Source organism: Lysobacter auxotrophicus, assembly GCF_027924565.1.
Lineage (GTDB): Bacteria > Pseudomonadota > Gammaproteobacteria > Xanthomonadales > Xanthomonadaceae > Lysobacter_J > Lysobacter_J auxotrophicus.
This window is the reverse complement of the sequence record NZ_AP027041.1, coordinates 4,006,626-4,030,535: the sequence shown is the minus strand read 5'-3', so window position 1 is coordinate 4,030,535 and position 23,910 is coordinate 4,006,626. Positions and strand designations below refer to the sequence as shown.

Sequence of the window (23,910 nt, the reverse complement as noted above, 5' to 3'; positions counted from 1 at the left end):
CCCCAACCCTCCCCTGCACGCAGGGGAGGGAGCACAAGCCGAAGCACTGCCGCCGCTCGAGATCCTGTACGCCGACGACACGCTCGCGATCGTCGACAAACCCGCCGGGCTGATGGTGCACGACAGTGCGCTGGCCCGCGGCGAGACGGACTTCGCGGCGGATCGACTGCGCGAACAGTTCGGCAAGCCGATCTTCCTGGTGCACCGGCTCGATCGCGCGACCAGCGGTTGCCTGCTGCTGGCGTTCGATCGCGACACGGCGTCGGCGCTGGGCAAGGTGCTGATGTCGCGCGAAGTCGAGAAGGAATACTGGGCGGTGTGCCGCGGCTGGCCCGACGAGGCGTTCACGGTCGACCATCCGCTCGACGGCGGTCCGGGCAAGCCGGTGAAGAAGCCGGCCGTCACGCATTTCACCCGGCTGGCGACGACCGAGCTGTCGATGCCGTCGGCAGGCTTCGAGACCTCGCGCTATGCGCTGTTGAGCGCGACGCTGGACACCGGCCGCTTCCGGCAGATCCGGCGCCATCTCAAGCACCTGTCGCACCATCTGATCGGCGACACGAGCCACGGCGACGGCCGCCACAACCGTAATTTCCGCATGCTCGGCATCCACCGGATGCTGCTGCACGCGCGGCGGCTCGCGTTCGTGCACCCATTGATGGGCGAGCGGGTCGAGGTGCGCGCGCCGGTCGATGCGGAGTTCGGCAAGGCGTTGGCGTTGTTCGAGGGGTTCGTGGCGGAGTAGGTCGGCGGCGCGGAATGTCGCCGGCAAAGGCTCGCGACTCGCCACTGCACGAATCCCGCTAAAGTTCCGCCCCATGCTTGAGATCACGCCCCGTCTGTCGATTCCCGACTCGGAACTGGTCGAGCGCTTCGTGCGCTCGTCCGGGCCGGGCGGGCAGAACGTCAACAAGGTCGCCACGGCGGTCGAGCTGCGCTTCGACATCGCCACGTCGCCGTCGCTGCCCGACGCGCTGCGCGAGCGGCTGCTGGCCAAACGCGACCGGCGCATCACCGACGAGGGCGTGCTGGTGATCAGCGCGCAGCGGTTCCGCACGCAGGAGCGCAACCGCGAGGATGCGCGCGAGCGGCTGGCGGCGTTCATCGCCGGCGGCCTGCAGGTCGCGGCGCCGCGCATCGCGACCCGCCCGACCCGTGCGTCGAAAGAGCGCCGGCTCAGCGGAAAGCGCGAACGCGGTACGATCAAGCGCGATCGGACCCGGCGCGACTGGGACTGATCGAACCAAGAGCCCTCGAAGGGCCGCCGCCACACGAACACCGCACCACCACCGCACGACCAACGAGGGGACATGTCCGACGCCGCTTCTCCGGTGCTGCCGCTGCCGCCCAGCGCACCGCGCATCCACCGCAACGCACTCGTCCGCTGGATCGGGCGAACCGTGCTCCGACTCGGCGGCTGGCGCATGGAAGGCGCGTTCCCCGACCTGCCGAAACTGGTCCTGATCGGCGCGCCGCATTCTTCCAACTGGGATGGCGTGTGGGGCTTCGCGGTGCTGATGGCGACGGGCCTGGACCTCAAGGTGCTCGGCAAGGACACCCTGCTCAAGGCGCCGGTGGTGGGGCCGATCCTCAAGCGCCTGGGCGTGATCCCGGTGGATCGCAAGGCGGCGCAGGGCGTGGTCGAGCAGGCCGCGCAGATGATCCGGGGCGCCGACCGGTTCTGGTACGGGCTGGCGCCGGAAGGCACGCGCAAGGTCGTGGAGAAGTGGAAGCCGGGCTTCTGGCGCATCGCCAAGGCCGCCGCCGTGCCGGTGGTGCCGGCGTACTTCCATTACGGGCGCCGGACGATCGGCATCGGGGCGCCGTTCGAACTCACCGATCACTACGAGAACGACGTCGCCCGCATCCGCGAGTGGTACCGCGGCGTGTCCAACGGGAAGAACCACGACGCCTGACGCTCACGCGATGGTGAGTTCGCTGATCCCTGCTTGAACGTCAGCGCTCGGACTGCCCGGTCGAATAATAATCGCCGCGCTCGAATAGCGCGGGCTTTATAAGTTCCACAAATGCCCGCGCCTGCGGCGACAAATATTTGCCCTTGCGCACCACGACGCCGTAGGTGCGCGAGGGGAAGTACTCGGCCAGCGAGCGCGCGGAAAGGCGCTCGCGATCGGCTTCGGTCAGGCAGATGGCCGTGACGATGCTGATCCCCAGGCCCATCGCCACGTACTGCTTGATGACCTCCCAGCCGCCGACTTCCAGCGCCACCGTGTAGGGCACGCGGTTCTGCTGGAACACCAGGTCGATCAGGCGGTACGTCGTAAGCCGCTGCGGCGGCAGGATCAGCCCGTACGGGGACAGGTCGTCGAGCGTGATCGACGCCTTCTGCGCCAGCGGGTGGTCGCGCGGGGTGATCAGCATGGGTTCGAAGCGGTAGACCGGCTCGTAGCTCAGGTCTGCCGGGACGTCGAGCATCGAGCCCACGGCGAGGTCCACACCGTCCGAGCGCAGCAGGTCGAGCCCGCCGGCGCCGGTGACGTTGTGCAGGCTCAGCCGCACCTCCGGATGCGCCGCGCGGAAGGCTTCGACGATGCGCGGCAGCAGATAGAGGATCGTCGAGCTGCCGGCAGCGACGTTCAGTTCGCCCGCGTCGAGCCCGCGGATACGCTCGTGAAAGGCCGCATCGAGGCCGTCGAGGCCTTCGACCAGCGGGCGGGCGAGGTCGTACAGCTCCTGGCCTTCGCGGGTCAGGGCGATGCGCCGGCCGGTACGTTCGAGCAGGCGGATGCCCATTTCCCGTTCCAGCGCCTGCAATTGCAGGGTCACGGCCGGCTGGCTGAGGTACAGGGCCTCCGCCGCGCGGGACACGGAACCCAGTCGCGCCGTCTGGCAGAACGCGCGCAGGGGCTTCAGGCGATCACCCTTGTAGGCGAAGCGGGGCGTGCTGGACGGGCTGGAGGCCATGTCAAGCGATCCGTATTAGCAGAACTAATGATATGCATTGACAAAGCTTCATTGTCAAATAACAAACGCCGGCGCATGGTGGCCCTCCACGGTTACCACGGAGTTACAGCATGTCGGCAGTCATGGCGCAGCCCCAGCAGTCGGACATCGAGGTCATCGCCCAGGCCCCCGGGCAGGCGGACGTACTCACTCCCGCCGCGCTGACCTTCCTGGCCGGGTTGCACACCCGCTTCGAGACCGCCCGTCAGGCGCGTCTCAAGGCACGTCGCGAACGCCAGGCGTTCTTCGACGGTGGCGGGCTGCCGGATTTCCGTGAGGACACCCAGGCCATCCGTGCCGGCGACTGGAAGGTCGCGCCGCTGCCGAAGGCGCTGCTCGACCGTCGCGTCGAGATCACCGGCCCGGTCGATCCGAAGATGGTCATCAACGCGCTGAACTCCGGCGCGAAGGTCTACATGGCCGACTTCGAGGACAGCACCGCGCCGACGTGGCCGAACCTCATCGCCGGACAGCGCGCGCTGATCGCCGCCGTTCGCGGGACGCTCGAATTCACCAGCGACGCCGGCAAGCACTACGCGCTGCGCCCGTTCGCCGAACAGGCCGTGCTGATGGTCCGCCCGCGCGGCTGGCACCTGGACGAGAAGCACGTGCTCGTCGACGGCGCGCCGATGTCGGCGAGCCTGTTCGACCTCGGGCTGTTCGCGTTCCACAACGCGCGCGAACTCGCCGCGCTCGATCGCGGCCCGTACTTCTACCTGCCCAAGCTGCAGTCGATGGAAGAGGCGCAGCTGTGGAACGAGGTGCTCGACCACATCGAGCGCGAGCTCCGTCTGCCGCAGGGGCAGCTCAAGGTCACGGTGCTGATCGAAACGCTGCCGGCCGTGTTCGAGATGGACGAGATCCTGCACGCGCTGCGCACGCGCATCGCCGGCCTGAACTGCGGCCGCTGGGATTACGTGTTCTCGTACATCAAGACCTTCCGCGCGCATCGCGACAAGGTGCTGCCCGAGCGCGCGCAGGTGACGATGACGCAGCCGTTCCTCAAGGCGTATTCGGAACTGCTGATCCAGACCTGCCACAAGCGCGGAGCGCATGCGATGGGCGGCATGGCGGCGCAGATCCCGATCAACGGCGACGACGACGCGAACGAAGCCGCACTGGCGAAGGTGCGCGCCGACAAGTTGCGCGAAGTGACCGCCGGCCACGACGGCACGTGGGTCGCGCATCCGGCGCTGATCCCGCTGGCGCAGCAGATCTTCGACGAACGCATGCCCACGCCGAACCAGCGCCACGTGCTGCGCGAGGACGTGTGGGTCACGCGCGAGGACCTCATCAAGCCTTCGCTGGGCACGATCACGCGCACGGGTTTCGAAGGCAATGTCGAAGTGTGCGTGCGCTATCTCGCCGCGTGGCTCGACGGCAACGGCTGCGTGCCGATCCACTGGCTGATGGAAGACGCCGCCACGGCGGAAATAGCGCGCACGCAACTGTGGCAGTGGCTGCATAGCGACGGCCTGTTCCTCGACGACGGCACGCCGGTCGATTTCGCGCTGCTCGAACGCGCCTTCCTCAACCTGCCGGCGCGCCTGGGCGATCGCTCGGGCATCCCGGGCGGCAGCCGCATCAACGAAGCCATCGGCGTGCTCGATCGACTCACGCATGCCGACGAACTCGAAGACTTCCTGACCTTGCCGGCGTACGCGCGACTCGACTGAGCCCGCGTCATTCCTGCACGAATCCGCTGTTCCGCACTCCCATCATCGAATCGATAAGGAACACCGCCATGAGCACCACGCTCCAGACCGCCGAACAACTCCGCCACGACTGGGCCACGAACCCGCGCTGGGCCGGCATCACGCGCCCGTACTGCCCGCAGGATGTCGTGCGCCTGCGCGGCACCGTGCAGGTGGAGCACTCCATCGCCAGGCTCGGCGCGCAAAAGCTGTGGAACTCGCTGCATAGCGAGCCGTTCGTCAATGCACTCGGCGCGCTCACCGGCAACCAGGCGATGCAGCAGGTGAAGGCCGGTTTGAAGGCGATCTACCTGTCCGGCTGGCAGGTCGCGGCGGACGCGAACATCGCCGGCGAGATGTATCCCGACCAGTCGCTGTATCCGGCGAACTCGGTGCCGCAGGTCGTGCGTCGCATCAACAACACGCTGCTGCGCGCCGACCAGATCCAGTGCGCCGAAGGCACGGGCGATGTCGACTTCCTGCAGCCGATCGTCGCCGACGCCGAAGCCGGTTTCGGCGGCGTGCTCAACGCGTTCGAACTGATGAAGGGCATGATCGAGGCCGGCGCCGCCGGCGTGCATTTCGAAGACCAGCTCGCCAGCGTGAAGAAGTGCGGCCACATGGGCGGCAAGGTGCTGGTGCCCACGCGCGAAGCCGTCGAGAAGCTCGTCGCCGCGCGCCTGGCCGCGGATGTCATGGGCGTGCCGACGCTGATCGTCGCGCGCACGGACGCCGAAGCCGCCGACCTCATCACCTCCGACATCGACGACAACGACAAGCCCTTCTGCACGGGCGAGCGTACGGTCGAAGGCTTCTACAAGACCAGCAAGGGCCTGGACCAGGCGATCAGCCGCGGCCTCGCCTATGCGCCGTACGCCGACCTGGTGTGGTGCGAAACCGGCAAGCCGGACCTGGAGTTCGCGCGGAAGTTCGCCGAGGCGATCCACGCGAAGTTCCCCGGCAAGCTGCTGGCCTACAACTGCTCGCCGAGCTTCAACTGGAAGAAGAACCTGGACGACGCGACGATTGCGAAGTTCCAGAGGGAAATCGCGTCCTACGGTTACAAGTTCCAGTTCATCACGCTGGCCGGCTTCCACAGCCTGAACTACGGCATGTTCAACCTGGCGCACGGCTACGCGCGCCGCCAGATGAGCGCGTTCGTCGAACTGCAGGAAGCCGAGTTCGCCGCCGCCGAAAAGGGCTTCACGGCCGTGAAGCACCAGCGCGAGGTCGGCACCGGCTACTTCGACGCGGTGACGCAGACGATCCAGGGCGGGCAGTCCTCGACCGTCGCGCTCAAGGGTTCGACCGAGGAAGAGCAGTTCCACGAGAAGCGGGCGGCTGCGGCATAAGCCCTCGCCCCACCTTGGAAGAAAAGCCCTTCTCCCGCGTGCGGGAGAAGGGGCCCGGCAGGGTGGATGAGGGCGTTGGCGGCCGTCACGGCGCCTCGCAGCGCGCCCTCACCCGGAACCCTCTCCCGCATGCGGGAGAGGAGCGGATGCGACCCCGTAGCAGCAGGCTACGGGCATCCCCGATTAAGGCTTCCGCCCTTGCCGGAGTACGGCTACACCCCATTCAGCAGCGCCCCGTCCGGACCGTCCGCTGTCCTCCGTTAGACATCCAGTTCAGGTGCTATTCTCCAGCCTCCCCAGGGACTGGGCCCTCGTTGGATGACTCGTGACAGCGCCGCGTCGTTACGGACGCGCGATTCCATCAACTCCGGCAAGTCGAGCGCGGCGCCTGCGGATGTGGCGACGGCGGTGCTTACCGAAGCGGAATACGAGCTGTTCGCCGAACTGGGTCGTCCGCGCCGTGTCGAAGCCGGCCAGCTGCTGTTCCGTCGCGGCGAACTGGGCACGACGATGTTCGTCATCGCGCGCGGCGTCGTCGACCTGGATTTCGGCGACGACCTCGTCGGCAAGCGCCTGGGGCCTTCGGAATTCTTCGGCGAACTCGGCCTGCTCATCGGCGACCACGTGCGCAGCGCCGATGCGGTCGCCGCCAGCGACGGCCTGCTGATCGAGCTGCGACATGAGGAATTCCAGCGGCTCGTCGATCGCGATCCCGGACTGGTCTCGTTCTTCCTGCGCCGCGCGATCCTGCGCGTCGTGCTGAACGAACAGAGCCTGATCCGCCGCCTGCGTCGTCGCAACGAGGAACTGCAGTCGGCGCTCGACAGCCTCTACGCCGCGACGCACCAGCTCAACCAGACCGAGGAACTCGTCCGCACGGACGAGCTCACGCGCCTGTACAACCGTCGCGGTCTGACGCTGCACCTGCAGGAACACCGCGAGCGCCGCGTGCATCGCAGCATGGGCCTGCTGCTGGTGGACTGCGACCGCTTCAAGCAGGTGAACGACGACCACGGGCACCTCATCGGCGATCGCGTGCTGCAGGGTGTCGCGAACATCCTGCGCTCGGTCGCCGGCCCGGAAGACTTCGCCTGCCGCCTCGGCGGCGACGAGTTCTGCCTGCTGGTGGTGACGGACCAGCGCGAGGAGGTGATGCGCTTTGGCGACTTCATCGTCTCCACCGCGCAGAACCTGATGCAGATGTCGCACGGTACGCCGCTGATGTGCCCCCTGAGCATCGGCGCCTGCCTGATCGACCCCACGCACGACTGGAACGACGGTTACGCCCACGCCGACGCGGCGCTGTACCAGGCCAAGCGCCTGGGCGGCAACCGCGTGCATTGGCACGACATGGAACTGACTTCGGCCTGAGCCGAACGGAGAGGGGAAGGACGCGATGAACGAGATGACCCATCGCCCTTCGATCGAAGCGCCACAGCTGCGCACGCTGCTGCTCACCGATCTTTGCGATTCGACCACGCTGGTCGAGCGCATCGGCGACGTGCAGGCGGCGACGCTGTTCCGCGACCACGATCGACTGGTGCTGGATCTGCAGCAACGCTGGCGCGGACGGTTGATCGACCGCTCCGACGGCCTGCTGCTGCTGTTCGAGCGCCCCATCGACGGCCTGGGCTTCGCCCTGGACTACGTACGCGAACTGCGCGAAATGGGCGACGCGCGCCGGCTGGAGCTGCGCGCGCGTGCCGGCCTGCACGTCGGCGAAGTGCTCACGTGGCGCAACAGCGACGAAGCCGTGCAGGTTGGCGCCAAGCCGCTGGAAGTCGAAGGCCTCGCCAAACCGATGGCCGCGCGCCTCATGTCGATGGCACGGCCCGGGCAGATCCTGCTGTCGGCCGTCGCCGAACCGCTGGCGCATCGCGCCGCGCGCGAACTGGGCGAACGCGGCCAGCACCTGCTGTGGAAATCGCACGGCCGCTGGCGCTTCAAGGGCGTGCCCGACGGCCAGCAGATCTATGAAGTCGGCGAGCCGGGCATCGCACCGCTGCGCATGCCGCCGAACACGCCGAAGGCGTGGCGCGACCTCCCGTTGTGGCGTCGCCCCGCCGCGCTCGCCGCCGAGGTCGCGATCATCGCCGGCATCGGCGTGGGCGTGTGGTTCGCAACGCGTCCAGCGCCGGCCATCGCCTTCAACCAGCGCGACTGGGTGGTCGTCGCGGACCTGCGCAACCTCACCGGCCAGAGCGTGCTCGACGACTCGCTCGAACAGGCCTTTCGCATCAGCCTGGAACAGTCGCGCTACGTCAACGTGCTCAGCGACCTGAAGGCGCGCGACACGCTCACGCGCATGCAGCTCAAGCCCGACACCATCCTCGATCGCGCCATCGCGTCGGAAATCGCGCTGCGCGACGGCGCGCGCGCCGTGATCCTGCCGACGGTGGCCGAAGTAGGCGGCAAGGTGCGGGTGAGCGCAGAGATCATCGATCCACACAGCCAGACCACCGTGCTGTCGGAGGCCGCGGACGGCTCGGACCTGTCGTCGGCGCTGGAGTCGATCGATACGGTCACGGCGCGGCTGCGCGAAAAGCTGGGCGAGACCGTCAAGACAATAGAGCGTGATTCCAAACCGCTGCCGCAGGTCACCACCGCAAACCTCGACGCCCTGCGTGCGTACGCCCTGGCGCAGGAGCTGTATGCCAAGCGCGACTACGCGCAGGCGCTGGAGCTCTACACGCAGGCGACCGATCTGGATCCAAACTTCGCGCTGAGCTGGATCGGCCAGATGCGTTCGCATTACTCGCAGGCCGATGCCCCAGCGGGCGTCGCAGCGCTGCGGCGCGCCCAGGCGTTGAAGTCGCGACTGGCGCCACGCGAGGCGATGTACCTGGACGCGTGGATCGCGCGCTTCGACGAGCCCGCCCGCGCCGCCGACAAATGGCTGAACCTCGCCAAGCTCTATCCGGATTACGACGCCGCGCAGAGCAACGCGGCGATCTGGATGTACCAGGACAACCGGTTCAACGAAGCCATCCAGTTCGCTACGGCCTCGCTGGTCCCCAACAACGTCTCGGCCGCGATCGACTACGACAGCCTGGGTCGCGCACAGCTCGCGCTTGGCGACCTGGCGGCGGCCTCGACGTCCTTCGACAAGGCGGTTAACGGGGGGTACGACAGCGCATTGCGACGTCGCGCGATGGTGGATGCATCGCAGCGCAAGTTCGCGGACGCGTGGAAGCATCTGGCGAAGGTGCCGCTGGACGACCGGCACGGCTACCTGGAGCGTACGTCCATCGCGATCGACGAAGGCAAGTTGGACCTGGCGAGGCAGTACGCCTCGGCCGGCCTGCAGATGGCGAAGAAGCAGGGCGGCTTCGACAGCCGCGCGTTCCTGCTGCCGATCGCGGTGGCCGAATGGCGCAGCGGCGACGAGCAGGCTGCGCTCGAGCACGTGCGTTCAGCCGCCGAGCAGTCCTTGACCGTGCTGCGCGCCGGCGACGGCAAGACGCCGGACGCGCAGGACGATGCGGAGGTCGCGCTGGCCGCCGCACTGATCGCGTTGCGATTGGGCGACGGGGGTGTCGCCGATCGGGTCGAGGCCCAGCTGAGCGAATACGACACCCTGACCACCGCGCCGAGCGTCGCGGAGTTCCGCGCCGTGGTGGCCGCACAGAAGCTGCGTCTGGCTGGCAAGCCGCAGGACGCCATCAAACAACTGCTGCCGCATCTGGACGGGCGTGAGCGCTACCAGACCCGCGTGGCGCTCCATCAGGCCTACCGCGACGCAGGCGACGAACGTGGCGCCCAAGTCCACGCGGAGTGGCTGCAGGCGCACCGCGGCCTGGCCTACGTGGAACTGGAGTGCGGCAACTGCCTGCAGGCGCTGAACATCATGGACAGCCACATCACGCCCCCGAAGGCGTGATGCGTGCGACGGCACCCGGCCGCGGCCGGGTGCGGGATGTCACTTCAAGCGGTAAGCCGACGCGTCGTACTGCGCGTCGAGCTTCGGCGACACCTGCGAGAGGCCCTGCGTCAGCATGGCCTTGATCTCCGCCCGTGCGGCGGCGATGACTTCCTTCGACGCGAGGTCCTGCACGCGGCAATCCCGGAAGGGCTCCATCGCGACCAGGGGCGACACTTCACCGCTCGCCGTCATCTGCCCCGGCGCCGGCGACTCGTAACCAATCGTACGCAGTGCCGCGAGGTGATCGCGCTGGAAGCGCTCGCGGAACAGGTCGTCGGTGCTCAGAAGGTCCAGGAGCCGGTCGGCCAGGGCCGGATCCAGCGGTGCGGTCAGCGGCTTGTTCATCCCCAATCTTCCCCGTCAAAGAGCCCGTTGCGGGCCAATCCGGCAAAATCTAACCGGTATGTGCTTGCTGTCACAACCGCGTGAGGACGCCCGCCGACGCGCGGCCAACGGCCCTCGGGGAGATAACGCTACCCGGGCACGACGACCTGCGACGATCGGCTCGCCGCAGGCGCGACCTCTTTCGCCCGGCCGCATGCACACGCAAAGTAGCGGCTACGTCCAGGGAACCGGTCATGCGCATCCGCCGTTGTGGAGTGGTCTATTTCGAACCGCGCGAACAGGTCGGGTTCGACCTGTCGATCCTGCTCACCGGCGGCGACGGCCTCCATCGCGAGCGACGCTGGCTGGCGCTGGCGCCGCACCTGGGTCGGGAAGTCGAAGTCGATGGCGATGAGCGCGAACTGCTCGGCGAGCTCAGTCCGGGCCAGTGGGTCGACGCCGATGCGATCGATGCCGACGCGGGCGTACTCGCACGCCTGCTGCGCGAAGGCCTGGTCGTCGGCGACGCCCCCGAGCACGCCGACATGCGCGAGCGCGACGAATCGCTGCGCCGCACGTACTGGCATCCGCTCGGTGCGACGCTGCATGCGTTCACGCGCTGGAGCGGCGTGGACACCGTGCAGAACCAGAAGGACAGCGGCACCGAAACCGCGGTGTCGATGCGCGAAGTGCTTGGCGCGCCACCGGTGGAAGCGGCCCGGCGCAGCGAAAGCGACGAGGCGCGCATCCGCCTGCCGCGCATCGCGCCGGCCGCGTTCGACGACCTGCTCGCACGGCGCGCCACATGCCGCAATTTCGATGCGTCGCGCACGTTGCCGTTCGACACTTTCGCGCAGGTGCTGCAGCGCGTGTTCGCCGCGCAGGCGGAAGTGCGCGTCACCGACGACACCGTGTTCCTGAAGAAGAACGTGCCCTCCGGCGGCGGCCTGCACCCGATGGAGTGCTACCTGATCGTGCAGCACGTCGACGGTGTGGCGCCCGGCCTCTACCACTACCAGTCGCAGGAACACGCGCTCGAACCGCTGCCGTCCCCGGACAAGCCGCTGCGCGAGTTCGTGACGGACATGGTCGCGCAGCAACACTGGTTCGCCGACGCGCACGTGGTCGTGCTGCTGTCGCCGCGCTTCGACCGGACCTTCTGGAAATACCGCCACCACGCCAAGGGGTACCGCGTGGTCGCGCTGGAAGGCGGACATCTCTCGCAGACGCTGTACCTGGCGGCAACCGACGCCGGGCTGGGCGCGTTCATCACCGGCGCGATCAACGAGGTCGAGCTGGAGCAGGCGTTCGGCCTGGACCCGATCCATCAGGGCGCGTTGGCCATCTGCGGCTTCGGGTGGCGCGGGCCGGTCATGGAAACAGCCGAACTGGACCCGGCCGAACGCGTCTGGCAGCGCGCGGACGCCTGACCGCGCCGTTCGTCGCGCATCGAGCGCGGAGCGACGCGGCCGCCACCGCCCGGAAGGCCGGGCAGGGGCCAACGAGTCTGAACGGCCGAATTTGCCTCCGCAGGCAGTCGACATTGCCAAATCTGGCGCGTTATGTTTGGCGACCCACCACAAGGACTGTCGCAATGCGTGCCATCCGCTTTGTTTCCGCCATCGTCCTGGGCCTGGCGCTTGCCGCCCCGGCCGCGTTCGCGTCCGTCGACAGCCGCGTGCTGATGCTGGACGACATCCGTACCCAGCAGACCGAGATCCGCGACGGCGTGGAAGCGCGCACCGGTCGCTACAAGGACCTGTCGACCTCGCAGCGCAACGAACTGCTGAACAAGCAGGCGCGCATGCTGCAGACCATCGAAGGCAAGCATTCGACCGAGGAACTCAACGCCCAGCAGAAGACCGAAGTCTTCAACACGCTGGAGTGGATCGAGGCGGTGGTGAACAACGACGACGACGAGCGCCTGGTGTGCGAGCGTCGCCCGGTGCTCGGCAGCACGCGCAAGGAGCGCGTCTGCAAGACCGCCACGCAGTGGCGTGAAGAGCGCGAAGCGGCACGCAACATGATGGATTCGCGTGGCGCGTGCATGGACTGCAAGAGCAACTGATCGCGGCGATCGCGTCGCATCCGGAGCCGGCCCGCCGGCTCCACCGACATCGACAGGGGGAGTGGCATGAACAAGCAACCACGCTGGGGCTGGCTGCTCGCCCTGGGCATCGCGTGCTCGTCGTTCGCGGCGCTCGCGCAGGACGACGCGGCCGCGCCGCCGCAGAAGCTGGACCGCATCCTCGCGCAACAGCAGGAACTCAAGCGCGATCTGGATGCCGGCAAGACCGACGGCATGACGACGCGCCAGGTCAATGCGATCCGCAAGGCGCAGGTCGACGTGTTCGCGGTCACCGACGGCAAGACTTCGCTCGATCAGTTGTCGATGGACGAGAAGGTGCGACTGGAAAACGCGCTGGAACGCATCAACGCAGAGGTCAAGAACACGCGCGCCGGGCAGGACGAGAAGCAGGTCTGCTGGCGCGAGCGTACGTCGGGCACCACGATGAAGGTCACCCGCTGCGGCACCGAGGCCGAGAAGCGCGAGGCGCGCGAAGGCGCCCGCGATTTCCTGGATCGCCCGAAGGTCTGCGGGGACCGCTGCGGCTGAATGCCGGTGTAGGACGCGACGCGGCAGGGAACTCACGCCACCGCGGCTTCGAGGCCGCGCGTGGCGCGTCGCAACGAAATGGCTTCGGTCAGGTGCGCGGTGCCGATGACCTCGGCGCCGTCGAGGTCGGCGATGGTGCGCGCCACGCGCATGATCCGGTGCATCGACCGCGCCGACAGCTGCAGGGCATCGACCGCACGTTCGAGCAGCAGGCGGTCGGCGTCGGCGAGCCGGCAAGCCGATGCGGTTTCCGGCTGGTCGAGCACGGCGTTCGTCTTTCCCGATCGAGCATGCTGGCGCGCGCGTGCCTCGACGATGCGTGCGCGCACCGTCTGCGTGGATTCGCCGGCCGGTGCATCGGGACGCAGCGCAGCGGGCGGCAGGCGCGCGACTTCGACGTGCAGGTCGATGCGATCGAGCAGCGGCCCGGACACGCGGCCGCGATAGCGTCGTATCGCGTCGGGACTGCACCGGCAACGGCCCGACGGATCGCCGGCCCAGCCGCAGGGGCACGGGTTCATCGCCGCGACCAGCTGGAACCGGGCGGGAAACTCCGCGCTGCGCGCCGCGCGCGAGACGGTGATGACGCCCGATTCCAAAGGCTCGCGCAGGACTTCGAGTGCGCGGCGATCCCACTCGGGAAGCTCGTCGAGGAACAGCACGCCCTGATGCGCGAGCGAGATCTCGCCGGGCCGCGGCTGCGCACCGCCGCCGACCAGCGCCACCGCGCTTGCGGTGTGGTGCGGCGAGCGGAAGGGGCGCTCGCGCCAGCGGGCGGGATCGAGCCCGCGCCCACTCACCGAGGCGATGGCCGCCGCCTCCAATGCCTCGCTTTCGGTCGCCTCCGGCAACAGGCCCGGGAGGCGCGAAGCCAGCAGCGTCTTGCCGCAGCCCGGCGGGCCGATCAGCAACAGGTGGTGCCCTCCGGCCGCGGCGATTTCCAGGGCCCGACGCGCCTGCGCCTGACCGCGGACGTCGGCAAGGTCCGGCCCGGGCGTGCGTTCCAGCGCCGGCGCTTCGGCGAACGGTAGCGGCTTGTGGCCGGTGAGGTGCGCGCAGACTTCCAGCAGCGTGCGGGCCGTGCGCACTTCGACGCGGCTGGCGAGCGCCGCCTCGGCGCCGTTGCCTGCCGGCACGATGAGGCGGCGTCCCGCGTCACCGGCCGCGAGTGCCGCCGGGAGCACGCCATCCACCGCGCGCAGTTCGCCGGTGAGGCCGAGCTCCCCGAGGAACTCGCCATCGCCGAGCGCTTCCAGCGGGATCTGCCCGCTCGCGGCGAGGATGCCGAGGGCGATCGGCAGGTCGAACCGGCCCCCGTCCTTGGGCAGGTCGGCCGGTGCGAGGTTGATCGTGATGCGCCGCGCCGGGAATTCGAACTGTGCGCAGAGGATCGCCGCGCGTACCCGGTCCTTGGCTTCGCGCACTGCGGCCTCGGGCAAGCCGACGATCGACATCGCGGGCAAGCCACCAGCCAGATGGACTTCGACGCGTACCGCGGGCGCACGGACGCCCGATCGTGCACGGCTGTGCACGAGTGCCAGGTTCATGGGAGGTGGCCGCGGGTTAGTGGTGCGGCGTCGTGGTCAGCGGCTCGGACTGCGCCAGCTGCGCTTCCAGATCGGCGACGGTCTGCTGCAGCGCTTCGAGCTTCTCGCGCGTGCGCAGCAGCACCTCGCGCTGGACCTCGAACTCTTCCCGCGTGACCAGATCGAGCTTGGCGAGCCCCGACTGCAGCACGGCCTTGAAGTTCTGCTGCAATTCCTCGCGGCCCTCGCGAACGCTCGGGGGGACCAGGGTGCTCAGGCGGCGGGCAAGGTCGTCGATGGGATTCAGGTCGATCATGGTGAGGGAGGTCCTCGGGCGTTCCCGCCAGAGTGGGGGCTCGCGCGTGAGGGCGCCGTCGGCACGGGCCGCGGCGTCATGTGGGGGAAGTCCGAAAGTTGCGTCACTCTATCCGAAGGCCACCCGGCCCGGCACGGCCTTCGCTATTCTTCCGCCACGATCGAAGGCGATCGCAGGAGAACGAAGCGATGAAGATGGTCATGGCGGTGATCAAGCCGTTTAAGCTCGACGACGTGCGCGAGGCGCTCGCCGAGGCCGGCGTGGCGGGCATCACCGCGACCGAGGTGAAGGGCTTCGGGCGCCAGAAAGGCCACACCGAGCTCTACCGCGGCGCCGAGTACGTCGTGGACTTCCTGCCGAAGATCAAGCTCGAGGTCGCGGTGACCGACGAGCAGGTCGACGCCGTGGTCGAGGCGATCATGAAGGCCGCCGGCACCGGCAAGATCGGCGACGGCAAGATCTTCGTGTGGGACCTGGAACGCGCCGTGCGCATCCGCACCGGCGAGATGGACGCCGACGCGCTGTAACGCGCCAGCGCCAGCGGCCGGCCCGGCGCCGCGTCGGCCTGCATGAAACTCGCGACGGGTGTCGAGCCGCCGGTGCTACGCGCGGTCCGGCGGACGCGCCGCACGTCAGAATCATCACGCGGCACGTCGCCGACGAAACGAACACGAAAGGACTCATGCCGCGCCTCCCCGGACTCGACCTGCTGCGCGCCATCGCCGTCGCATGGGTGATGCTGTTCCACTCCTTCCTCGTCGGCGGCCTCGGGCCGGTTTTCAAACCGGTCGAGCGCTACGGCTGGATGGGCGTGGACATCTTCTTCGTGCTGAGCGGCTTCCTGATCGGCCGCCAGGTGCTGGCGCCGCTGGCGCGCGGCGAGCGGCTGTCGTTCGGCGATTTCTACGCGCGGCGCGCGTGGCGGATACTGCCGGCGTTCGTCGCGGTGCTCGCGATCTACCTCGCCTTCCCGCAGTGGCGCGAGGCCGACGGCATCGCGCCGTGGTGGATGTTCGCCAGCTTCACCTTCAACCTCTTCGTCGATTACGGCACGCAGCAGTCGTTCTCGCACGCGTGGTCGCTGTGCGTGGAGGAACACTTCTACCTGCTGTTCCCCGCACTGGCGGTGTTCATGGCGAGACGGCCGTCGGTGGCGAAGTTCGTCGGCCTGTGCGCGTTCGTCGTCATTGCGGGCATCGCGATCCGCACCGGGACGTGGCTGCACGACGAGGCGACGCAGCCGGATCGGGCGTGGTTCGTCGAGGATCTTTACTACCCGACGTGGTGCCGACTCGACGGATTGCTTGCGGGCGTGGTGCTTGCGGTGATCGCAGTCTTCCGGCCGGCGACGTGGGAGCGCCTGATGCAGCGGGGCAACGCGTTCCTGGTGATCGGCGTGGGGGGCATGGCGCTCGCGTTCTGGCTGTTCGCGCAGCGCACCGGACTTCTGGGGAACGCGATCGGCTGGCCGGTCATGTCGTGGGCGATCGCCTGCCTCGTCGTCGCCGGCGCGAGCCCGCACAGCCTGATCGGCCGCCGCGCGCTGCCCGGTGCGGCGTGGATCGCGACGATCTCCTACAGCCTCTACCTCAGCCACAAGCTCGTGTTCGCCGGCGTCGATCGCGCGTGGGGCGAAGCGCTGGCGGGGCAGGGTTTCGCGACGTTCGCGGTGTATGCGGTGGCGACGCTCGCCGGCGGTGCGGCATTGCACTACGCGGTCGAGCGGCCGTTCCTGCGACTGCGCGAACGTCGCCGGCGCGCGGCGAAGTTGCGGCTGGCCGAAGCCGCCGCCTGATTCAGGCCTTGAGCCGCCGGTAAATCCGCTTCCAGCCCAGGCGGATCGCATCGACCCAGCGCGGCGGCGCGAGCAGTTCGGCCTCGCGCGGCGTCGGCGCTTCGCCGGTCAGGCGCTGGCGCATCTTCGCGACATTGGCCAGGTCGCTGCGCCGCAGTTCGCGCGCGAGGGGAAACCAGCGCAACCAGCGCGGCGTGCGCATGGCGGAGGCGAAATCGATCAGCACCGGCGTCGAACCGGCGACGAGTACGTTCGCCGGATGCAGGTCGTTGTGCGTGATGCCGTTGGCGTGCAGCGAGGCGACGGCGCCGCGCAATTGCTGGAAGACGTGCGAGCCGGCTTCCAGCGCGGCTTCGCCCAGCGTCTCGCCGGCGATGAACTCGATGCCCAGCGCGAGTCCGCCGATCGTGCCGAGCAGCGCCGGCGCATGGCGCCATCCGCGCAGCAACGCGAGCACGCGCGCCTCGCGCCGGACCAGCAGCCGTGCGAGCAGCGAGAGCGGCGTGCGTCGATACCGCCCGTAGTCCTTGACCACGGCGGGGCGTCCGTCGACGTGGAGGACGTAGACGTCGGGTTCGAGGAAGCGTTCGCCGCGTTTGAGCAGGCGAACGTCGGGCGGCAGCGACCGGGGGTCGCGCGGCAGGGCGTTGGCGTTCATGGGCGATCCGGCGACGCGCGTCGTGCTCGGGGGAGGGCGGCGCGGCGGTTCCCTGAACCGGACGGTTCAGTAGCGAAATGTTAACGACGCGGATTCGCCGGGCCGACCCGGGCAGGCGGCATTCACCGTTTCGCGAGCGCGCCCGATTCGGCACAGCTGCAGAAACGAAAAGCCCCGCCGTAGCGGGGCTTTTCGATCGATCCAACAGGGGTGTGTCCCAAGCGCTAGCCGGGCGTGCGACGGCGTCAGCCTTCGCCCAGCTCCGCCGCCACGAACGGCGGCAGCACCGCGGCGCCCTGGTGTGCATCGGCCGTGTAGTACTTGGTGTCGAAGCCCTTCGCGCGCGCGTCATCGACGCGGAAATCGAAACCCTGGCCCTTGCGCGCCAGCGTGCAGCTCCACCAGCCGGTCGGGTAGCACGGCTGCGGGAACGGCAGCGTCTGGAACGTCGTGAAGCCCGCCTTGCCCATTTCGGCGCGCATCTCCTTGATCAGCGAAAGCAGCATCAGCGGCGATTCGGACTGCTGCACGAGGATGCCGTCGTCCTTCAGCGCGCGGAAGCAGCTTTCGAAGAACGCCTTGTTGAACAGGCCTTCGGCCGGGCCGACCGGATCGGTCGAATCGACGATTACGATGTCCAGCGAGTTCGGCTCGCAGTTCTGCATGTACGCGATGCCGTCGTCGAACAGCAGCGTCGCGCGCGGATCGTCGTTCGCCTCGCACAGTTCCGGGAACCACTTCTCGGCCATGCGCGTGACCTGCTCGTCGATGTCGCACTGCACCGCGCGCTTCACGCCCTTGTGCTTGAGCACCTCGCGCAGCGTGCCGCAATCGCCGCCGCCGATGATCACCACGTTCTCCGGCTTCGCATGCGTGAACAGCGCCGGGTGGGACATCATCTCGTGATAGAAGAAGTTGTCCTTCGTGGTCAGCATCATCGCGCCGTCGATGAGCATCAGGTTGCCCCAGTCGGTGCTCTCGAAGATCTCGATCTTCTGGAACGGCGACTGCACTTCGTCGAGCTTCTTCGTGATGCGGTAGCCGATCGCCGAACCGGTCGGGTCGAAGTTCTCGTAATGCCAGGACGTGTTGGTGCTCATGCGCGATTCCCAGGAGAAGTTGGCGCGACCCAGTATTTCCCTGCGCGATGACAGGACGGGCGGCCGGAAAGGGGGCGGCATTGTAACGGAACGGCCGTGATGCGCCGGACGGCACGCCCGGTTAGGATCGGCGGACCTCGGGGGGAGATGCACGGATGGCGTCTGTGATGCGTTATCGACGCATGGTCGAACGGTTGGAGCGCCAGGCACGGCAGGCGCCGGGTCGGTACCGGTTCAAGCTGGCGATGCTGGCCGGACTCGGGTTCGTGGTGCTGGGAGGCAGCATCGCGCTGGCGCTGGGGATGTCGGTCGGACTGGTGGTCGTGTTACTGGCGATCAGCCCGGTCCTGCTGCTGAAGCTGATCAAGGTGGTCTGGATCCCGGTCGCCTTCGGCTGGTTCATGCTCAAGTCGCTGTGGATCAAGTCCTCGCCGCCGGAGGGTTACCACCTGCGCGAAGGCGAAGCGCCACAGTTGCGCGCCGAGATCGAATGGCTGCGCGAACAGACCGGCGCACCGCCGCTGGCCGGCATCGTCATCGATTCGCAGCTCAACGCGGCCGCGGCCAGCGTGCCGCGCGCGATGGGGCTGTTCGGCCATGCGCATTACCTGGTGCTCGGCCTGCCGCTGATGCAGTCGGTGAGCCGCGAACAGTTCGGTGCCGTGGTCGCGCACGAGTTCGGCCATTTCGGCGGTGGGCACGGGCGTTTCGCTGGCTGGATCTACCGCGTGCGCGTGAGCTGGTATCGCGTGGTCGAGGGCCTGGCGATGCAGCGCTCCTGGACGACGAAACTCTTCCGTCGCTTCTTCGATTGGTACGCGCCGTTCTTTGATGCGTACAGCTTCGTGCTGGCGCGCGCCAACGAATACGAGGCCGACGCGACCTCGGCGCGCGTGGTTGGCGCGCCGGCAGCAGCGTCCGCCCTGCAGCGCATCGGCGTGTGCGCGGCGCGGCTGGATCGCGATTTCTGGCCCGGCGTGCAGCGCAGCGTGCAGACCAGCGCGCAGCCGCCGATGGCGCTGTTCCGCGAGATGGCGACGTCCTTCACGCGGCCCGCGGAAAACGACGCCGCACGGCTGGCCGAACTGCTCGAAGAGACGCCCGGCCTGGAAGACACGCATCCCACGCTGTCGCAGCGCCTGCAGGCGTTGGGACAGTCGCCGGGCGACATCGCGCCGCCGCGCCGGACCGCCGCCGATTCGCTGCTCGGCCCGCTGCAGGATCAGCTGGAAGAACACTTCAGCAACGAGTGGCGCGAAAGCGTCGACGAGAGCTGGCGCGAGCGCCACGGCCAGCACGAACGCGATCGCACGCGGCTCGCCGAACTCTCGTCGATGCCGCAGCGCGACGCGCAGCAGGCGGCCGAGCACGCACGCCTGGTGGACGATCTCTGCCCGGACGTCGATGCCGTCCCGCTCTACCTCGATGCGTTGGCGGCGAACGGCGACGACGGCTTCACCCACTTCCGGCTGGGCCTGCTGCTGCTCGATCGCGACGACCCGAAGGGCATCGTGCATCTGCGCCGCGCCATGGACCTCGATCCGCATGCAGCCGAACCCGCGCTGCGCCGGCTCGAATTCCATTACCGCAAGCGCGAGCAGCTGCACGAACTGGAAGCGGTGCAGGCCCAGCTGCGCGCGCTGGAGGATCGCCAGATCGGCGCCTTCCATGCGCGGCAGGAACTGAACGCGCGCGACAGCTTCACCGCGCACGGGCTCGACGCGCAGGCGCTCGCCACGGCCATCGACGGGCTCGAACGCGTCGGCAACGTCAAGCAGGCGTGGATCGTGCGCAAGCTCATCCAGGCCGACACCAGCGGCGTGGACCATTTCGTGGTGATGGTGGCCTGGCGCGGCGTGGTGATGGGCGAGTCCGCCGCGCTGCAGAAGGTGGTCGATGCGGTCGACCTGCCGGGCTCGTTCGTCGCGGTCACGCCGTCGATTGGGCGCTCGATCGCGTCGAAGGTGAAGAAGGCCGCCGGTTCGCCGACGTTCCGGCATCGCTGAACGCGGTTGCCGGCGCTACACGGGCCGGGGCGGCGACGGGCTGTAGAATGCGCGTCCCCCCGCCTCCCCCGGAAGCCGCGCCGATGTCCGACTGGTCGCTCGATCAGGCCCGCAAGACCTACTCGATCCCGCACTGGTCGGAAGGCTATTTCGACGTGGGCGCGAACGGGCAGGTCCTCGTACGGCCGCGCGGCGAGAAAGGCCCGGCGATCTCGCTGCCGCAGGTCGTCGATGCCGCAAAGGCGAACGGCGCCAAGCTGCCGCTGCTGGTGCGTTTCCCGGACATCCTCGGCGACCGCCTGGGCAAGCTGCAGGCCGCCTTCGCGCAGGCGCAGGCCGACTGGGGCTACGCCGGCGGTTACACGGCCGTGTATCCGATCAAGGTGAACCAGCATCGCGGCGTCGCCGGCACGTTGGCGTCGCATCGCGGCGAAGGCTTCGGCCTGGAAGCGGGCAGCAAGCCGGAACTGATGGCGGTGCTCGCGCTGTCGCGCCCGGGCGGCCTCATCGTCTGCAACGGCTACAAGGACCGCGAATACATCCGCCTGGCGCTGATTGGCCGCAAGCTCGGGCTGGAAACCTTCATCGTCATCGAAAAGCCCTCCGAGCTTGCGCTGGTGATGGACGAAGCCGCCGCGCTCGGCGTGAAGCCGGGCCTGGGCGTGCGCATGCGCCTGGCCTCGCTCGGCGCGGGCAAGTGGCAGAACAGCGGTGGCGACAAGGCGAAATTCGGCCTCTCGCCGCGCCAGGTGCTCGACCTGTGGAAGAAGCTGCGCGATTCGGACATGACCGATTGCCTGCAGCTGCTGCATTTCCACATGGGCTCGCAGATCTCCAACGTGCGCGACATCGCCAACGGCATGCGCGAGGCGACGCGCTACTTCGTCGAACTCTCGCGGCTGGGCGCGAACGTGCGCTACATGGACGTCGGCGGAGGCCTGGGCATCGATTACGAAGGCACGCGTTCGCGCGGGTTCTGCTCGATCAACTACGGCGTGCAGCAGTACGCCAACTCGATCGTGCAGCCGCTGTCGGACGCCTGCGCCGAGCACGGCCTCGTGCCGCCGCGCATCGTCACCGAATGCGGCCGCGCGATGACCGCGCACCACGCCGTGCTGGTGGCCAACGTCGCCGAGGTCGAGGAAGCGCCGGAAGGCCGCATCCCCGACGTGCACGACGACGAGCCGGCGGTGATCCGCCACCTGCGCGAGGTCTACAGCGAACTCGCGCAACGCCCGCCGGTGGAACTGTTCCACGAGGCGCAGCACCACCACGCTGAGGGCCTGCAGCTGTACGCGCTGGGCCAGCTCGACCTGGTGCATCGCGCGCGCATCGACGATTTGTTCTACGCGATCGCGCACGACGTGCGTCGCCGGCTGAGCTACGACGAGAAGAGCCATCGCGAGCTGCTTGACGAGCTCAACGACCGCCTGGTCGACAAGTATTTCGTCAACTTCAGCGTGTTCGAATCGATCCCGGACGTGTGGGCGATCGACCAGGTGTTTCCGATCGTGCCGATCGAGCGCCTGGACGAGGAACCCACGCGTCGCGGCGTGCTCGCCGACATGACCTGCGATTCCGACGGCACGGTGAAGACCTACGTCGAGAACGAAGGCCTGGACACCTCGCTGCCGCTGCACGCCACGCGCTCGGGCGAGACGTACCGCATCGGGTTTTTCCTCGTCGGCGCGTACCAGGAAATCCTGGGCGACATCCACAACCTGTTCGGCGATACCGACGCGGTGGAAGTGCGCATCGAGGGCGACGGCTACCACCTGACCCAGCAGCGCCGCGGCGACACGACGGACGTGATGCTCGACTACGTCGGCTACCGGCTCGACGACCTGCGCGCGGCATACCGCGAGAAGGTCGCCGCCGCCGCGCTGCCGGCCGACGAGGCCGCGCGCCTGGACGCGGCGCTGGAAAGCGGCCTCACCGGTTACACCTACCTCGACGACGTGCCGCTGGCATGACCGGGGACGAGCGAAAGCGGTACCTGATCTTCACGCGGCGCACGCCCGCGTTCGACCAGGCGGCGATCGCTCCGCATTACGCGCACCTGGACGCGCTGCGTGAAGACGGCCGGCTGGAACTGGCCGGTCCGTTTTCCGACAGGAGTGGCGGCGCGTACATCGTACGTGCGGGTAGTCTGGCGGAGGCCGAAGCCATCGCGTTCGCCGATCCGGTCCACACCAGCGGGTCTTCGGACGTCACCGTGTACGAATGGAACGCCACGCCCTGAGGGCCGGCGTTCTTCTTAATCAATCAACGGAACAAGCAGATGAAAGTTGGCTTCATTGGCCTCGGTGCGATGGGCGCCCCGATGGCCCGCTACGTGCACGCCAAGGGCCTGCTCACCGCGGTGGGCAACCGCACCCAGGCCAAGGCCGACGCGTGCGCCGCGGAACTGAACGTGCGCGCCGCGCGTTCGGCGGCGAACTTCGCCGACTGCGACGTCGTGGTGCTGTGCGTGTCGCTCGACGCCGACGTGCTGGAAAACGTCACCGCGTTGGCCGACGTGCTCAAGCCGGGCGCGATCGTGATCGACCATTCCACCGTCGCGGTGGACACCGCGCGCCGCTGCGCCGCGATGCTCGCGCCGCACAACATCGGCTTCCTCGACGCGCCAGTGTCCGGCGGCGTGGAAGGCGCGCGCAACGGCAAGCTGTCGGTGATGGTCGGCGGCGACGCGGAGGTGCTGGAAACGGCGCGCCCGGTGATCGAAAGCTACGCCGCGCGCATCAGCCACATGGGCGCGACCGGCGCGGGCCAGGCGACGAAGGCCGTGAACCAGGTGCTGGTCGCCGGCATCAACGAAGCCGTCTGCGAAGGCCTCGCCCTGGGCGAGAAGCTCGGCCTGGATCCGGAAAAGCTGCTGCCGACGCTGATGGCCGGCGCGGCCAGCAACTGGTTCCTTGAGAAGCGCGGCGCGACGATGCTGCGCGACGAGTTCAGCCCCGGCTTCAAGTGCGCGCACATGCTCAAGGACCTGCGCATCGTGTCGGCGATCGCGCGCGATACCGGCGTGCGCATGAGCACCGTCGAACAGGCGCTAGCCGATTACGCCGAGCTCATCGAGCGTGGCCAGGGCGAGTCGGACACCTCGGCGCTGATTACGCTCAAGCGCGGCGCCTGAGACGCTTTACGCCGCGCCCAGCGCGCGGCGTCGTTCGACCAGGCGAGCACCCAGGAACGCGCCGAGCCATGCGAGCAGCAGGCTCAGGACGATCGCAAGCCGGTTGAAGCGCAGCACCTTCGCCAGCGTCATCTCCGGCTGCAGCGACATCAGCACGAACACGGTCGCAGCCCACATCAACGCGACGAGGCCCAGCGCGAGCCACGTGTAACGCCGGCCGGCGATCGCGCCGCCCACGGCCATCGACACGAACACGCCGGTGAGATCCAGCAGCGGCAGCTCGCCCCACGGCGTGGCCTGCACGTGGTGCAGCTTCGCGCCAAAGACGTAGCCGGCGAGGGCGAACAGCATCAGCCCGACCAGCGAGGCGATGCAGCCCGAGAGAGTGCGCTTGTCCATCCGTTCCCCAGGAATCCCGTTGCGGGACGGCGGCAGTCTATCCGGGGAAACGCGCGGCAGCGGTGACCGTGGTCGCGGCTCGACAGCCGGTTGGCCATCGT

The 23,910-nt window shown here is 68.4% G+C and carries 23 protein-coding genes; 16 read left to right on the top strand and 7 right to left on the bottom strand.

The genetic code is table 11. The features are described from left to right. Positions 1 to 13 precede the first annotated feature (13 nt). The 3 genes from LA521A_RS18350 (at position 14) to LA521A_RS18340 (ending at position 1,916) form a co-directional block, all read left to right on the top strand. Positions 14 to 745: a pseudouridine synthase gene (locus LA521A_RS18350; RefSeq protein WP_281782137.1), complete on the top strand. Its 732-nt coding sequence runs from the start codon at positions 14 to 16 to the stop codon at positions 743 to 745. 73 nt (positions 746 to 818) lie between these two features. Further along, positions 819 to 1,238, top strand: coding sequence for an alternative ribosome rescue aminoacyl-tRNA hydrolase ArfB (gene arfB / locus LA521A_RS18345; protein WP_281780264.1), 420 nt, complete (start codon positions 819 to 821; stop codon positions 1,236 to 1,238). 72 nt (positions 1,239 to 1,310) lie between these two features. Then, positions 1,311 to 1,916 carry a lysophospholipid acyltransferase family protein gene (locus tag LA521A_RS18340; RefSeq protein WP_281780263.1) on the top strand — a complete coding sequence of 202 codons (606 nt, stop codon included), beginning with the start codon at positions 1,311 to 1,313 and terminating at the stop codon, positions 1,914 to 1,916. 40 nt (positions 1,917 to 1,956) lie between these two features. Here the strand turns inward: LA521A_RS18340 and LA521A_RS18335 are convergent, their stop codons facing one another. Beyond that, complete coding sequence (locus LA521A_RS18335) at positions 1,957 to 2,925, bottom strand: LysR family transcriptional regulator (RefSeq protein ID WP_281780262.1); 969 nt, start codon at positions 2,923 to 2,925, stop codon at positions 1,957 to 1,959. A 110-nt stretch (positions 2,926 to 3,035) separates the two neighbouring features. On the opposite strand from LA521A_RS18335, the gene aceB reads away from it, so the two are divergent. The 4 genes from aceB to LA521A_RS18315 all read left to right on the top strand — a co-directional run bounded on the left by aceB (position 3,036) and on the right by LA521A_RS18315 (position 9,890). Beyond that, on the top strand, positions 3,036 to 4,640 hold the full coding sequence (gene aceB, locus LA521A_RS18330) for a malate synthase A (RefSeq protein WP_281780261.1): 1,605 nt from the start codon (positions 3,036 to 3,038) through the stop codon (positions 4,638 to 4,640). A 68-nt stretch (positions 4,641 to 4,708) separates the two neighbouring features. Then, positions 4,709 to 6,010, top strand: coding sequence for an isocitrate lyase (gene aceA, locus LA521A_RS18325; RefSeq protein ID WP_281780260.1), 1,302 nt, complete (start codon positions 4,709 to 4,711; stop codon positions 6,008 to 6,010). 318 nt (positions 6,011 to 6,328) lie between these two features. Then, on the top strand, positions 6,329 to 7,381 hold the full coding sequence (locus LA521A_RS18320) for a GGDEF domain-containing protein (RefSeq protein WP_281780259.1): 1,053 nt from the start codon (positions 6,329 to 6,331) through the stop codon (positions 7,379 to 7,381). 25 nt (positions 7,382 to 7,406) lie between these two features. After that, positions 7,407 to 9,890 carry a putative peptide modification system cyclase gene (locus tag LA521A_RS18315; RefSeq protein WP_281780258.1) on the top strand — a complete coding sequence of 828 codons (2,484 nt, stop codon included), beginning with the start codon at positions 7,407 to 7,409 and terminating at the stop codon, positions 9,888 to 9,890. Positions 9,891 to 9,929: 39 nt separating this feature from the next. Here the strand turns inward: LA521A_RS18315 and LA521A_RS18310 are convergent, their stop codons facing one another. Further along, positions 9,930 to 10,277 (bottom strand): NHLP-related RiPP peptide, encoded by a 348-nt coding sequence (locus LA521A_RS18310; protein ID WP_281780257.1) that lies wholly within the window; start codon positions 10,275 to 10,277, stop codon positions 9,930 to 9,932. A 233-nt stretch (positions 10,278 to 10,510) separates the two neighbouring features. Between LA521A_RS18310 and LA521A_RS18305 the strand changes: the two genes are divergently transcribed. The 3 genes from LA521A_RS18305 to LA521A_RS18295 all read left to right on the top strand — a co-directional run bounded on the left by LA521A_RS18305 (position 10,511) and on the right by LA521A_RS18295 (position 12,873). After that, entirely contained in the window at positions 10,511 to 11,686 is a 1,176-nt protein-coding gene (locus LA521A_RS18305; RefSeq protein WP_281780256.1) for a putative peptide maturation dehydrogenase, read from the top strand. A gap of 164 nt (positions 11,687 to 11,850) precedes the next feature. Further along, positions 11,851 to 12,324, top strand: coding sequence for a hypothetical protein (locus LA521A_RS18300; RefSeq protein ID WP_281780255.1), 474 nt, complete (start codon positions 11,851 to 11,853; stop codon positions 12,322 to 12,324). A gap of 66 nt (positions 12,325 to 12,390) precedes the next feature. Next, on the top strand, positions 12,391 to 12,873 hold the full coding sequence (locus LA521A_RS18295; RefSeq protein WP_281780254.1) for a hypothetical protein: 483 nt from the start codon (positions 12,391 to 12,393) through the stop codon (positions 12,871 to 12,873). 32 nt (positions 12,874 to 12,905) lie between these two features. Here LA521A_RS18295 and LA521A_RS18290 read toward each other — a convergent pair whose 3' ends face one another. Both LA521A_RS18290 and ubiK read right to left on the bottom strand, forming a co-directional pair. Further along, on the bottom strand, positions 12,906 to 14,420 hold the full coding sequence (locus LA521A_RS18290) for a YifB family Mg chelatase-like AAA ATPase (RefSeq protein ID WP_281780253.1): 1,515 nt from the start codon (positions 14,418 to 14,420) through the stop codon (positions 12,906 to 12,908). A 16-nt stretch (positions 14,421 to 14,436) separates the two neighbouring features. After that, positions 14,437 to 14,715, bottom strand: coding sequence for a ubiquinone biosynthesis accessory factor UbiK (gene ubiK / locus LA521A_RS18285; RefSeq protein ID WP_281780252.1), 279 nt, complete (start codon positions 14,713 to 14,715; stop codon positions 14,437 to 14,439). A gap of 188 nt (positions 14,716 to 14,903) precedes the next feature. Between ubiK and LA521A_RS18280 the strand changes: the two genes are divergently transcribed. Both LA521A_RS18280 and LA521A_RS18275 read left to right on the top strand, forming a co-directional pair. Beyond that, positions 14,904 to 15,242 carry a P-II family nitrogen regulator gene (locus LA521A_RS18280; protein WP_206862090.1) on the top strand — a complete coding sequence of 113 codons (339 nt, stop codon included), beginning with the start codon at positions 14,904 to 14,906 and terminating at the stop codon, positions 15,240 to 15,242. A 155-nt stretch (positions 15,243 to 15,397) separates the two neighbouring features. After that, the gene (locus LA521A_RS18275; protein WP_281780251.1) at positions 15,398 to 16,510 is read left to right on the top strand and encodes an acyltransferase family protein; all 1,113 of its coding nucleotides are present in this window, start codon (positions 15,398 to 15,400) and stop codon (positions 16,508 to 16,510) included. A gap of 1 nt (position 16,511) precedes the next feature. On the opposite strand, the gene LA521A_RS18270 is transcribed toward LA521A_RS18275, so the two are convergent. Both LA521A_RS18270 and speE read right to left on the bottom strand, forming a co-directional pair. Beyond that, positions 16,512 to 17,168, bottom strand: a complete 657-nt coding sequence (locus tag LA521A_RS18270; RefSeq protein WP_281780250.1) for a phosphotransferase — start codon at positions 17,166 to 17,168, stop codon at positions 16,512 to 16,514. 245 nt (positions 17,169 to 17,413) lie between these two features. After that, positions 17,414 to 18,268: a polyamine aminopropyltransferase gene (speE, locus tag LA521A_RS18265; RefSeq protein WP_281780249.1), complete on the bottom strand. Its 855-nt coding sequence runs from the start codon at positions 18,266 to 18,268 to the stop codon at positions 17,414 to 17,416. 167 nt (positions 18,269 to 18,435) lie between these two features. Here speE and LA521A_RS18260 point away from each other — a divergent pair, with 167 nt between their 5' ends. The 4 genes from LA521A_RS18260 to LA521A_RS18245 all read left to right on the top strand — a co-directional run bounded on the left by LA521A_RS18260 (position 18,436) and on the right by LA521A_RS18245 (position 23,410). Beyond that, on the top strand, positions 18,436 to 20,274 hold the full coding sequence (locus LA521A_RS18260; RefSeq protein ID WP_281780248.1) for a M48 family metalloprotease: 1,839 nt from the start codon (positions 18,436 to 18,438) through the stop codon (positions 20,272 to 20,274). An 83-nt stretch (positions 20,275 to 20,357) separates the two neighbouring features. Further along, positions 20,358 to 22,247, top strand: a complete 1,890-nt coding sequence (speA, locus tag LA521A_RS18255; protein ID WP_281780247.1) for an arginine decarboxylase — start codon at positions 20,358 to 20,360, stop codon at positions 22,245 to 22,247. Further along, a complete protein-coding gene (locus LA521A_RS18250; protein ID WP_281780246.1) occupies positions 22,244 to 22,516 on the top strand; it encodes a YciI family protein in 273 nt (90 codons plus the stop codon). Before speA ends, LA521A_RS18250 begins: the two co-directional genes overlap by 4 nt. Before the next feature lie 39 nt (positions 22,517 to 22,555). Continuing rightward, positions 22,556 to 23,410, top strand: coding sequence for an NAD(P)-dependent oxidoreductase (locus tag LA521A_RS18245; RefSeq protein ID WP_281780245.1), 855 nt, complete (start codon positions 22,556 to 22,558; stop codon positions 23,408 to 23,410). A gap of 6 nt (positions 23,411 to 23,416) precedes the next feature. Here the strand turns inward: LA521A_RS18245 and LA521A_RS18240 are convergent, their stop codons facing one another. After that, complete coding sequence (locus LA521A_RS18240) at positions 23,417 to 23,809, bottom strand: hypothetical protein (protein ID WP_281780244.1); 393 nt, start codon at positions 23,807 to 23,809, stop codon at positions 23,417 to 23,419. Between the last annotated feature and the right edge of the window lie 101 nt (positions 23,810 to 23,910).

What these genes read in the sequence shown, in the direction of transcription:
- LA521A_RS18300 (WP_281780255.1), top strand. Translation starts at nt 11,851, where the DNA reads ATGCGTGCCATCCGCTTTGTTTCCGCCATCGTCCTGGGCCTGGCGCTT.
- aceA (WP_281780260.1), top strand. Translation starts at nt 4,709, where the DNA reads ATGAGCACCACGCTCCAGACCGCCGAACAACTCCGCCACGACTGGGCC.
- speE (WP_281780249.1), bottom strand. Translation starts at nt 18,268, where the DNA reads ATGAGCACCAACACGTCCTGGCATTACGAGAACTTCGACCCGACCGGT.
- speA (WP_281780247.1), top strand. Translation starts at nt 20,358, where the DNA reads ATGTCCGACTGGTCGCTCGATCAGGCCCGCAAGACCTACTCGATCCCG.
- LA521A_RS18295 (WP_281780254.1), top strand. Translation starts at nt 12,391, where the DNA reads ATGAACAAGCAACCACGCTGGGGCTGGCTGCTCGCCCTGGGCATCGCG.
- LA521A_RS18240 (WP_281780244.1), bottom strand. Translation starts at nt 23,809, where the DNA reads ATGGACAAGCGCACTCTCTCGGGCTGCATCGCCTCGCTGGTCGGGCTG.
- LA521A_RS18245 (WP_281780245.1), top strand. Translation starts at nt 22,556, where the DNA reads ATGAAAGTTGGCTTCATTGGCCTCGGTGCGATGGGCGCCCCGATGGCC.
- LA521A_RS18275 (WP_281780251.1), top strand. Translation starts at nt 15,398, where the DNA reads ATGCCGCGCCTCCCCGGACTCGACCTGCTGCGCGCCATCGCCGTCGCA.
- ubiK (WP_281780252.1), bottom strand. Translation starts at nt 14,715, where the DNA reads ATGATCGACCTGAATCCCATCGACGACCTTGCCCGCCGCCTGAGCACC.
- LA521A_RS18260 (WP_281780248.1), top strand. Translation starts at nt 18,436, where the DNA reads ATGCGTTATCGACGCATGGTCGAACGGTTGGAGCGCCAGGCACGGCAG.
- arfB (WP_281780264.1), top strand. Translation starts at nt 819, where the DNA reads ATGCTTGAGATCACGCCCCGTCTGTCGATTCCCGACTCGGAACTGGTC.
- LA521A_RS18270 (WP_281780250.1), bottom strand. Translation starts at nt 17,168, where the DNA reads ATGAACGCCAACGCCCTGCCGCGCGACCCCCGGTCGCTGCCGCCCGAC.
- LA521A_RS18305 (WP_281780256.1), top strand. Translation starts at nt 10,511, where the DNA reads ATGCGCATCCGCCGTTGTGGAGTGGTCTATTTCGAACCGCGCGAACAG.
- LA521A_RS18335 (WP_281780262.1), bottom strand. Translation starts at nt 2,925, where the DNA reads ATGGCCTCCAGCCCGTCCAGCACGCCCCGCTTCGCCTACAAGGGTGAT.
- aceB (WP_281780261.1), top strand. Translation starts at nt 3,036, where the DNA reads ATGTCGGCAGTCATGGCGCAGCCCCAGCAGTCGGACATCGAGGTCATC.
- LA521A_RS18310 (WP_281780257.1), bottom strand. Translation starts at nt 10,277, where the DNA reads ATGAACAAGCCGCTGACCGCACCGCTGGATCCGGCCCTGGCCGACCGG.
- LA521A_RS18315 (WP_281780258.1), top strand. Translation starts at nt 7,407, where the DNA reads ATGAACGAGATGACCCATCGCCCTTCGATCGAAGCGCCACAGCTGCGC.
- LA521A_RS18320 (WP_281780259.1), top strand. Translation starts at nt 6,329, where the DNA reads ATGACTCGTGACAGCGCCGCGTCGTTACGGACGCGCGATTCCATCAAC.
- LA521A_RS18280 (WP_206862090.1), top strand. Translation starts at nt 14,904, where the DNA reads ATGAAGATGGTCATGGCGGTGATCAAGCCGTTTAAGCTCGACGACGTG.
- LA521A_RS18340 (WP_281780263.1), top strand. Translation starts at nt 1,311, where the DNA reads ATGTCCGACGCCGCTTCTCCGGTGCTGCCGCTGCCGCCCAGCGCACCG.
- LA521A_RS18250 (WP_281780246.1), top strand. Translation starts at nt 22,244, where the DNA reads ATGACCGGGGACGAGCGAAAGCGGTACCTGATCTTCACGCGGCGCACG.
- LA521A_RS18290 (WP_281780253.1), bottom strand. Translation starts at nt 14,420, where the DNA reads ATGAACCTGGCACTCGTGCACAGCCGTGCACGATCGGGCGTCCGTGCG.